Here is a 7,983-nt window from a genome sequence, read left to right on the forward strand (position 1 = left end):
CACCGAAGGCGTAAGCCAGCAGATTTACAGTCTGCCCCATTTGGCCACTCTGGTAACTGCCCTTCTTTAAAAATGCGTTGCAAAGATACGCTTTATTTTTTTTCTGTGCAAACTCTACGGGAAAAATCGATCATTTTTATTGCAGTCACCGCTGCTTCATCGCCTTTATTTCCGTAGCGTCCGCCGGATCGATCTTCCGCTTGTTGTAAATTATCCGTTGTCAACATCCCGAAAATGATCGGGATATCGTACTGCAGATTCAATGCCGTCACCCCTTGCGTTACGGAAGAACATACATAATCAAAATGAGGCGTATCTCCGCGTACAACGCATCCGATAACGATGATGGCATCGATAGGCTTGTTTTTCGCCATTTGTCTCGCCCCAAAAGTCAGCTCGAAACTACCCGGCACACGCTCTATACAAATATTCTTTTCTGCAGCTCCGTGACGTTCCAATGTATTACAAGCGCCCTCAAGCAACTTTTCCGTGATATTCTGATTCCATTCCGAAGCAATAATTCCAAAGCGCATGGATGAAGCATCCGGCACTTTATCGAAATCATATTCGGAGAGATTCTGATAAACGGTCGCCATCTTTATTTCTTTTGAGCCAGCATTTCGACACGAGTAATATATTTGTCGATTGTCATCGCTTCCATCGACTGATTATATTTCTCTTTGATCGTTCTGTAAGCCTTGAGCGCTTGATCGTATTGCTGCAAAGATTCGTAGGCAAGCCCTGCCTTCTTCAGATAAATCGGACTGATCAAATCGTTATCGGCTTTCGATGCCGCCTTTTCAAAATAGCTGATCCCTTCTTTCGTTTCGCCTACGGTGATGTAGCAGTCGCCGATCAATCCGATCATGGTGGGGGCAATTTGCGTATCGTTACCACTATATGATTTGAGTCGTTTAATGGCTTCCTGAGGATTTCCCAAACGATAGTAGCAAATACCGGCGTAGGCTTTGGCCAAATTTCCCGACGGTGTACGGCCGTACTGATCAATAATAGCATCGAAACCGTCATAGTCCACGCCATTGCCGTTCAAAGCCAATGCGAAAGAGTCTTGTGCCAGATACTGTTCGCCCTTGAAAATGGCAAGTTTAGCTTTTTCGGTTTGCGGTTTGGCATACATGTAATGATAAACCAGCACAAGACCTACTACTGCAGCAATTCCTACAATGGCTGCAATGATGCTCTTTTTATGCTTTTCAATAAACTGTTCCGACCGGGAAACGATAGCCCCAACTTCTATCTCTTTTTCCTCGTTTGTTGTCTTCTTCGCCATAACGATAATAATTGTCTTCTGTTTTATTCTTTTTGAAATTCAGGGTGCAAAATTAGCTTTTTTACGCGAATAAACGTCATTTACGGACTATATTTTTTATTTTTGTCCTGAAATCTTTGCTGATATTCATCATGCACAAGAAATAACATCATGATACTTAACAAGCTGTCTGTTTTAAACTATAAAAATATCCGGCAGGCGGAGATAGCCTGTTCGTCGAAAATGAATTGCTTTTTCGGCAAGAACGGCATGGGAAAAACGAATCTGCTCGATGCAATCTATTATCTTTCGTTTTGTAAAAGTCATGTACATACGGCCGAAAATCAGCTGATTCATCGCGACGAGGCGTTATGTGTATTACAAGGCGAATATACGTATGAAGATCGAACGGAAGCAATTTTCTGCTCTATCGGCCGCGGACAGCGAAAACTGTTTAAGCGGAACCAGAAAGCCTATCAAAAATTGTCGGAACATATCGGTCTATTGCCTTTGGTGATGGTTTCGCCGTTCGATTCGGAATTGATTCGCGGGGGGAGCGACGAGCGCCGACGGTGGTTGGATGTGATCATCTCGCAATACGACAAATCGTATATGCATGCCCTGATACACTACAACAAAGCGTTGATGCAACGTAATCGGCTGCTTCGCGATCAGAGTCGCGATCGATCGCTGTACGAAGTCTTAGAGATGCAGTTGGCGCAACATGGAGAAGTGATTTTTCAAAAACGGACACGTCTTGTCGATGTCTTTCTTCCGTTTTTCAACAACTATTATCAAACCATCTGCCAATCGGCCGAGCGTGTCGGGTTGCAATATCTTTCTCAACTCGGTTCGGTCAGTCTGGAAGAAAAGCTGGCCGCTGATCGTGAGCGCGAGAAAATCGTGGGGTATACGCTAACGGGGATTCATAAAGACGATCTTGAGATGACCTTAAACGAGTCGCTGATCCGGCATGTCGGTTCACAGGGGCAGAATAAAACATACTTGATCGCAATGAAGCTGGCTCAGTTTTCATTTCTTACCAGCCAAAGCAGCACAATGCCGATCCTCCTGCTCGACGATATTTTCGACAAGCTGGATGCCGAGCGGGTAGAACAGATTATTCAATTAGTGGGCGGCGAGCAGTTCGGACAGATCTTTATCACGGATACGAATCGGAAATATTTAGACCGCATGCTGAAAGCGATACAACAAGATTACACGGTGTTTAAGATTGAAGCAGGACAAGTATTTCGGATGGAGGAACAGGCATGAAACGAACGAATGCGCAACCTCTTGGCGAGTTGCTACAGGAATTTTACAATGAGCGTCCCGAACTGCGGCAAAAAATACTCGAAGTGCGCGTTGTCCGTGCATGGGGAGAAGTATTAGGAGTTTCCGTGTCGAAAGCTACACGCAGCCTGTATGTTCGACAGGGTGTTTTATATGTCTCGGTAGATTCATCGGTACTGCGAAACGAGCTGATGCTAAACCGTGCGCATTTAGTAGAAAAGCTGAATGAATGTGCCGGATCGGAGGTGATTCGGGACATCGTCGTCCGATAAGCCGCAGCTTACCCGACGATTTCGCTGTCAGTAATGATGCGGGTCATTTTCCGATCGTGCGGCTCTGCCGGTATCCGGTCGCGCAGTTGGAAACTGAAAGCAAGCCCGATAGCGGGAATACCGGGCTGGGAAAGCCATCGGTCGTAATATCCTTTCCCTCTTCCCAGGCGGTTTAGCTGACGATCGAAAGCCACGCCGGGGACAATAATCACATCGGGCTGCATGGGGGCAGGCAAAGTCGAATACGTCTCAGGCTCCGGGATATCGAATGCCCCTTTCCGAAGGTGTTCCTTGCCGGCATAACGTTGAAACAACAGGTTGTCTCCATGAACCACGGGTAGCAGAATCTGCTTCACCGTGTACCATTTTTCAAGAAATTCGGCCGTTTGCACTTCGTCGGGAAGAGCATAATACAATGCCACACACCGAGCATTGCGAAACAGTTCATCTTCTTCGAGACGCTCCAAGATTTGTTGCGAATATGCATGAAGCGCCTGCTCGGAATGACTGCGTTTTAATGTCCCGATTTCTTTGCGTAAGGCTCGTTTCTCTTCCCCAAGCGTCATGGTTCGGCTTTTTCTCGCGTAGAGATTTCCGGACGCCAATTTCCCTCTTCCAAGACCTGAACAGCCCTGCGCAAGGTAAGGTCGTCTCTCTGAAAGACAGGATAAAAACCTGCATAATCAAAGAAATGACGGACAATATACGAGTGGATCGACTTCTCCAGCAGGTTTCTCGATATCTGAATCAAGGTGGGACGTTTTTTGACGCCTTTATGTTCAGCATAGTCTGTAAACTCACTCAGCACAGGTGATTGCTGCAAATATGCGTACAAATCCTGATATCTCTTAAAATTCGAAAGTTTGTTATAGTTCCGAGCTGCATATTCAATGGTAAACTGGTAGAGCAGCCCCTTGCTCATTACATTATTATAATAGGAGGTAATATGCGACGTATCGCGCGGGATAAATATATCGGGCATAATGCCTCCTCCACCGTAAACGGTTCGTCCTCCCAAGGTTTTATACACGGACGACTGATCCATTTTGATGCTGTCGGCCGAGTCGAACTCGCCGTGAATAAAGCGCTGATACAGATCCTGTTCGTATTCATCTGACTTACCTAATTGATACATCTTCTGGATGCACCGTCCCGAAGGGGTGTAGTAGCGCGCGATGGTCAGTCGCAGTTCCGAACCGTCACTCAGAGGAATCGGTGCCTGCACAAGTCCTTTTCCGTAAGAGCGGCGTCCGATAATCAACCCGCGGTCATTATCCTGAATAGCACCGGCAAAAATTTCACTGGATGAGCCGGATAATTCATCTGTCAGCACGACGACGGGTACTTCCTGACACGACCCGGAACCGTCGGCATAAAAATCTTGGCGTCGATAGGCCTTACCTTCCATATAGACAATGGGCTTGCCGCGAGGGATAAACTCGTTGAGCATACGCACAGCGGCATCGAGCATTCCTCCGGCATTATCTCGCAGGTCAATGATAAAATCAGTACAGCCTTCCTCTTTGAGTTTGGCGATTGCCGTGATAAACTCGTTATACGTAGTGCGTGCAAAGCTGCGTATCTTGATGTAACCGATATTGCGTCCGATTTTATACGAAACTTCGATGGAGTAGTTCGGTACTTCGCCACGCGTCACCTCAAAAAAAGTAAGCTCCTTGTCTTGGCCGCGCTGAACACCTAACTTCACTTTACTGTCTTTGGGGCCCCGCAAATTACGCATGATCTTTGCCTGACTGTACTTCTGCCCGGCATACGTCGAGTCGTTGATGGAAATGATACGGTCGAATGGTAAGAGGCCTGCTTTCTCAGCCGGTCCTCCAGGCATAACCGTGATAACCAAAATCGTATCGTTCATTATATTGAACGATACACCGATCCCTCCAAATGAGCCTTCCAGATCCTCGTTAACGGCTTGTACGTTTTCGGCAGGAATCAACACGGAGTGAGGGTCTAACTCACTGATCAGACTGGCTGCCGTCTTATTTACGAGATCGTTCATGTTGACCGTATCGACGTATTGCGTATCAATGATGTTCAAAATCGTATTGATTTTGTTTTTGCCGGCATTCACTTCACGCATGCGCGGCGAACGCGAATACAAATAGGCGCCGAGCCAGAGGCCGATGCCTAAACTTACGACGACAACCAGAGGCATCCATAGGATGTTTTTTCGGGAGTGACTCATTTTTCTTCTTTGTTCAGGTGAATAAAATCGACGATGATGCCTGCCCGTTTGAGCAGTTTACAGCCTTCGTCCGTATGATACTCGTCGGAATATACCACACGCACGATACCGGCCTGGATGATTAGCTTGGCACATTCGATGCAAGGCGAAGACGTGATATAAATCGTCGCCCCACGGCTGTTGTTCGACGAAGCGGCGACTTTCGTAATCGCATTAGCTTCGGCATGAAGCACGTACGGCTTGGTTACATTGTTTTCGTCTTCACAAATATTTTCGAAACCCGACGGCGTGCCATTGTATCCGTCGGAAATGATCATTTGGTCTTTGACAAGTAAAGCCCCCACTTTGCGGCGTTGGCAATAGGAATTCTCCGCCCAAATGGCGGCCATCTGCAAATAACGTTTATCTGTCTCGTATTGTTTTCTTTCCTTCTCTGTCATTGCATCTATATCTTATTCCGTCACGACCGGACGTTAGCCGAACAGGCGTACAAAAGTAATGATATTTTACGTTTCCTCTCTATCCGAAAGGGTATTTTTCTTGCCGTTCTCCAGACTTTTTCGTATCTCCGGAAGATAGGTACGGACAGCTTCGGGGATAAAGAAACGGACATCCTTGCCTGCCTTGATCGACGCACGAATAAACGTCGACGAAACATCGATGACGGGCGCATCGACGCAACGAACCGTTGAACACGAGGGAGAGAGCACCGCTTCATATCCCTGACGCGGATAAATCCACACGGGAAACTCACGAATCAGCGCTTCGGACTCTTTCCACCGACCGATGTTATTCCAACTGTCTGAACCGACAATAAGTATGAAAGTAATCTGCGGATAAGCCGCGCGCAACGCGCGCAACGTGTCGATCGTATAAGACGGGCGAGGCAACGCAAACTCGAAATCACTGGCTTTGAACTTATCATAGTCCTTGATGGAAGCTTCGACCAACTCCATCCGGAAACGATCGTTCATCAACGTCTCCTCGGCTTTCAGGGGGTTATGCGGCGTCACAAGAAACCACAGCTCGTCTAACGGCTCGTATTCGCAAAGCCAGTTAGCCAAAGCCAAATGCCCGATATGTATCGGATTAAAAGAACCTGAAAAAATGCCGACCGTCTTCATCGAAAAGGAAGGATTAAGCGATATGCTACGCGCTTTTAGGAGTGAATAAAATCCGTGACTGTTTGCAGCGCTTCCCGCTGTGCTTGCTCCAAATCATCGTTGACGATGATCCGATCGAATCTGGACGCAAACGAAAGTTCGTAGGCCGCTTTTTCCAGCCGACGTTCGATAACTTCGGGAGCGTCCGTGTTCCTCTTCTCCAGCCGGACGCGCAATGCGTCAATCGACGGCGGACGGATAAAAACCGACAGCGCTTCAGCCCCGTATTGCTCTTTGATACGGCAGCCCCCCACCACATCGACATCGAGCACAACCGTGTTGCCGCTCGCCTGAATGCGTTCCACTTCCGAGCGGAGCGTACCGTAGAATTGATCCCGGTAAACCTCCTCGTATTCAAGGAACTCTCCGGCCACAATTTTCTGCCTGAATTCGTCGGGTGTCAGAAAATAATACTCTCTACCGTTCTGTTCTTCACCGCGCGGAGCACGACTCGTAGCAGAGATGGAAAAGCGGAGCGGCAAACCTTTTTCCAATAAATAACGTATAATCGTAGATTTACCTGCCCCCGACGGCGCTGAAAAAATAATCAGTTTACCTTTCATTACAATACATTCAAAATCTGTTCTTTGATCTGCTCCAAAACATCTTTCATCTGCACCACGATCTTCTGCATCTCGGCATGATTGCTTTTCGAACCGAGCGTATTAATCTCGCGACCAATCTCCTGAACAATAAATCCGAGCTTTTTACCTTGTCCGCTCCCGTTGTTCATCGTATCGATAAAATATTGCAGATGATTCTTCAAACGGTCTTTTTCTTCGTTGATATCCAACTTCTCAAGGTAATAAATCAACTCCTGCTCTAAGCGGTTCTTGTCATATTCCACCTCCGGCACCTTTTGAAGGTTTTCCAATAAACGCCCTTTGATTTTATCGATCCGCTCCTGCTCATACGGTTCAACTTCTTTGAGCAGTTCGGCGATTGTCGCAATTTTCTGTTCGAAGAGTTTCTGAAGCATCAGCCCTTCCTGCTGCCTGAATTCGATCAGCTGAGCTATCGCGTCGGCAACCGCCTGATGCACCTTTTGCCATTCCGCTTCATCGACTTCTACCGTTTCGTTTTTAATCACATCCGGAAGACGCAACAACGTCTGAAACCAGTCGTCCGGTAAACTTACCGACAGCCTCTCGGCCAAACTCCGAATCTGCTCGTAATACCCTTCGACCACCGCCGCGTTAATCTTCGTCGAAGTGTCTTTGCCAATGTATTCAACATGCAGCATCAGATCGATCTTCCCTCGCTCCAACTTTTGCGATAACTCGTTGCGAATCTGCATCTCCTTTTCTCGATAGGCAGACGGTATACGTGTAAATAAATCGAGTTGCTTACTGTTTAACGATTTGATCTCGATGGTCACCTTTTTATCGGTCATTTCGGCCGTGACCTTGCCGAAACCGGTCATAGATTGGATCATTTCTTTTCGTTTCTTTTATCCGGCAAATGTACATGATAATTTTCAATCTCCCTAACCGAACAGCCAATGCCTTTTCATTCCTGATTTCACGTACATACGGATGTGTGAAAATTTCCGTCCGTATATAAATTTCACGTACATACGGACGCGCGTAAACTTCCATACGTATCAAAATAAATTTTCGTACGTACGGAAATTTATTTTCTCCCGTATGTAAATTTTCTTGCATACGGATGCGCGTGTTTTTGCGGCTTTTTCACCCGGCCTGCGGGCAGATTCGGCGGGTATCTACACACAAAAAAAAGAGAGCACTCTCTTGTTCAGAAAATGCTCCCTTTCAAAAA

10 protein-coding genes are annotated in these 7,983 nt (G+C 46.9%); 2 read left to right on the forward strand and 8 right to left on the reverse strand.

What is annotated here, in order from left to right; all coding sequences use genetic code 11:
* Nucleotides 1–92 precede the first annotated feature (92 nt).
* Nucleotides 93–596 (reverse strand): 6,7-dimethyl-8-ribityllumazine synthase, encoded by a 504-nt coding sequence (gene ribH, locus Q4A89_RS11265; protein WP_303185585.1) that lies wholly within the window; start codon nucleotides 594–596, stop codon nucleotides 93–95.
* Nucleotides 597–598: 2 nt separating this feature from the next.
* Complete coding sequence (locus Q4A89_RS11270) at nucleotides 599–1,291, reverse strand: tol-pal system YbgF family protein (RefSeq protein WP_303185587.1); 693 nt, start codon at nucleotides 1,289–1,291, stop codon at nucleotides 599–601.
* Nucleotides 1,292–1,441: 150 nt separating this feature from the next.
* On the opposite strand from Q4A89_RS11270, the gene Q4A89_RS11275 reads away from it, so the two are divergent.
* Complete coding sequence (locus tag Q4A89_RS11275; protein ID WP_303185588.1) at nucleotides 1,442–2,545, forward strand: DNA replication/repair protein RecF; 1,104 nt, start codon at nucleotides 1,442–1,444, stop codon at nucleotides 2,543–2,545.
* Nucleotides 2,542–2,835, forward strand: a complete 294-nt coding sequence (locus Q4A89_RS11280; protein ID WP_303185589.1) for a DUF721 domain-containing protein — start codon at nucleotides 2,542–2,544, stop codon at nucleotides 2,833–2,835. The genes Q4A89_RS11275 and Q4A89_RS11280 overlap by 4 nt, the downstream gene beginning before the upstream one ends.
* An 8-nt stretch (nucleotides 2,836–2,843) precedes the next feature.
* Here Q4A89_RS11280 and Q4A89_RS11285 read toward each other — a convergent pair whose 3' ends face one another.
* From Q4A89_RS11285 to Q4A89_RS11310, 6 genes are all read right to left on the reverse strand, one after another.
* Nucleotides 2,844–3,401: a 5-formyltetrahydrofolate cyclo-ligase gene (locus Q4A89_RS11285; protein WP_303185590.1), complete on the reverse strand. Its 558-nt coding sequence runs from the start codon at nucleotides 3,399–3,401 to the stop codon at nucleotides 2,844–2,846.
* Nucleotides 3,398–5,041, reverse strand: coding sequence for a S41 family peptidase (locus tag Q4A89_RS11290; RefSeq protein ID WP_303185591.1), 1,644 nt, complete (start codon nucleotides 5,039–5,041; stop codon nucleotides 3,398–3,400). Before Q4A89_RS11290 ends, Q4A89_RS11285 begins: the two co-directional genes overlap by 4 nt.
* Nucleotides 5,038–5,481: a dCMP deaminase family protein gene (locus Q4A89_RS11295; protein ID WP_303185592.1), complete on the reverse strand. Its 444-nt coding sequence runs from the start codon at nucleotides 5,479–5,481 to the stop codon at nucleotides 5,038–5,040. Before Q4A89_RS11295 ends, Q4A89_RS11290 begins: the two co-directional genes overlap by 4 nt.
* 66 nt (nucleotides 5,482–5,547) lie before the next feature.
* On the reverse strand, nucleotides 5,548–6,165 hold the full coding sequence (nadD, locus tag Q4A89_RS11300; protein ID WP_303185593.1) for a nicotinate (nicotinamide) nucleotide adenylyltransferase: 618 nt from the start codon (nucleotides 6,163–6,165) through the stop codon (nucleotides 5,548–5,550).
* Between the two features lie 35 nt (nucleotides 6,166–6,200).
* Entirely contained in the window at nucleotides 6,201–6,767 is a 567-nt protein-coding gene (gene gmk / locus Q4A89_RS11305; RefSeq protein ID WP_303185594.1) for a guanylate kinase, read from the reverse strand.
* Nucleotides 6,767–7,639 carry a YicC/YloC family endoribonuclease gene (locus Q4A89_RS11310; protein ID WP_303185595.1) on the reverse strand — a complete coding sequence of 291 codons (873 nt, stop codon included), beginning with the start codon at nucleotides 7,637–7,639 and terminating at the stop codon, nucleotides 6,767–6,769. The genes gmk and Q4A89_RS11310 overlap by 1 nt, the downstream gene beginning before the upstream one ends.
* Nucleotides 7,640–7,983: the final 344 nt, after the last annotated feature.

Source organism: Tannerella sp., from assembly GCF_030528505.1.
Classification (GTDB): domain Bacteria; phylum Bacteroidota; class Bacteroidia; order Bacteroidales; family Tannerellaceae; genus Tannerella.

Bases quoted from the DNA above. Each gene is read 5' to 3' on its own strand.
- Q4A89_RS11275 (WP_303185588.1), top strand. From the start codon at position 1,442: ATGATACTTAACAAGCTGTCTGTTTTAAACTATAAAAATATCCGGCAG.
- Q4A89_RS11310 (WP_303185595.1), bottom strand. From the start codon at position 7,639: ATGATCCAATCTATGACCGGTTTCGGCAAGGTCACGGCCGAAATGACC.
- nadD (WP_303185593.1), bottom strand. From the start codon at position 6,165: ATGAAGACGGTCGGCATTTTTTCAGGTTCTTTTAATCCGATACATATC.
- Q4A89_RS11280 (WP_303185589.1), top strand. From the start codon at position 2,542: ATGAAACGAACGAATGCGCAACCTCTTGGCGAGTTGCTACAGGAATTT.
- Q4A89_RS11285 (WP_303185590.1), bottom strand. From the start codon at position 3,401: ATGACGCTTGGGGAAGAGAAACGAGCCTTACGCAAAGAAATCGGGACA.
- Q4A89_RS11270 (WP_303185587.1), bottom strand. From the start codon at position 1,291: ATGGCGAAGAAGACAACAAACGAGGAAAAAGAGATAGAAGTTGGGGCT.
- ribH (WP_303185585.1), bottom strand. From the start codon at position 596: ATGGCGACCGTTTATCAGAATCTCTCCGAATATGATTTCGATAAAGTG.
- gmk (WP_303185594.1), bottom strand. From the start codon at position 6,767: ATGAAAGGTAAACTGATTATTTTTTCAGCGCCGTCGGGGGCAGGTAAA.
- Q4A89_RS11290 (WP_303185591.1), bottom strand. From the start codon at position 5,041: ATGAGTCACTCCCGAAAAAACATCCTATGGATGCCTCTGGTTGTCGTC.
- Q4A89_RS11295 (WP_303185592.1), bottom strand. From the start codon at position 5,481: ATGACAGAGAAGGAAAGAAAACAATACGAGACAGATAAACGTTATTTG.